General features: G+C 31.5%; 2 protein-coding genes. Both read left to right on the forward strand.

The genetic code is table 11. The annotated features are described in order from the left end of the window. Window positions 1-67 precede the first annotated feature (67 nt). Window positions 68-751 carry a helix-turn-helix domain-containing protein gene (locus LGK95_RS22055; RefSeq protein WP_226127047.1) on the forward strand — a complete coding sequence of 228 codons (684 nt, stop codon included), beginning with the start codon at window positions 68-70 and terminating at the stop codon, window positions 749-751. A 74-nt stretch (window positions 752-825) separates the two neighbouring features. Beyond that, a partial coding sequence (locus LGK95_RS22060) for an IS3 family transposase (protein ID WP_226127048.1) occupies window positions 826-1224 on the forward strand: 399 nt, incomplete at its 3' end.

Genomic DNA, 1224 nt, shown 5'->3' on the forward strand with positions numbered 1-1224 from the left:
TGATATGCTCCCCTTATGGTAGACAGTTAAATAATAAAACTGTTTACTATAAGGAGGGCTATTTTTTATGGGAAGAAAATCAATTATCTCAGACCAACAAAAAATCAAGGCTGTAACATCATATCTAAATGGAAAAGCTAGTATGTTAAGCTTATGCAACAGACTTAATGTGCATAAGAGTTCTTTTCAAAAATGGGTAATACGATATAAATCGGAAGGTGAAGTTGGGTTAAAGCATTCTTGCAAAAATACCTCTTATACTGCCAAATCTAAGATTAACATTGTAAAAGAATATCTTGGTGGACATGGCTCACTGAATGATTTATGTATTAAGTATCATATTTCTTCAAATACAGTTTTATGCAATTGGATAAAGAAGTATAATGGTCATGAAAATATAAAATCTTCTGGAGTAGGAGGAAAACATATAATGACCAAGGGACGCAAAACTTCTTATTATGAACGCATTGAAATTATAAAGTACTGTATTGAAAACAATAACAATTATAATAAAACTATTGAAAAATATAAGGTATCTTATCCTCAGATTTATACCTGGATGAAGAAGTATAATCAGTTTGGTATTGAAGGACTTATGGACCGACGTGGTAAGCCAAAACTTGAAGAGCTAATGACAGAAGATGAAAAGTCAAAAGCTAAATACAAGCTTTTAGAAGCACAAAATAGAAGATTACAGATGGAGAATGCTCTTCTAAAAAAAATCCAAGAGATAGAAAGAAGGCGATATTAAGCGAAGTTAGATACGAAGATACTTATCTTGCAATCCAAGGACTAGCTAATGAAAATAAATTTCCTATAACTGAGTTGTGCATTCTAGGCGGCGTTAGCCATTCTGCATATTATAAATGGCTACACAGAGAAAAAAGCAATCGAGAACTTAAAAACGAAAAATTATTAAAGCTTATTTGCGAGTTATATGAAGAAAATGACGGTATCTTAGGCTATCGCCAGATGACGATTAAAATCCGTAGAGAATATAATAAAGTAGTTAATTATAAACGAATTTATCGTCTTATGCAGATAATAGGATTAAAATCCGTATGCAGAAAGAAAAGATATAATTATATTAAGTCAACTCCTGAAGTTACTGCTGAAAATATTTTGGATAGAAATTTCAAAGCAGAACAAGTCAATGAAAAATGGCTTACAGATGTAACCGAGTTTAAATATGGGAGAAGTGGACAAAAGGCTTATCTAAGTGCA

This window comes from Clostridium algoriphilum, from assembly GCF_020443705.1.
Taxonomy (GTDB): Bacteria; Bacillota; Clostridia; order Clostridiales; family Clostridiaceae; genus Clostridium_AD; species Clostridium_AD algoriphilum.

Excerpts from the sequence above, each read along its gene's own strand:
- LGK95_RS22055 (WP_226127047.1), top strand. The coding sequence starts at position 68 with ATGGGAAGAAAATCAATTATCTCAGACCAACAAAAAATCAAGGCTGTA.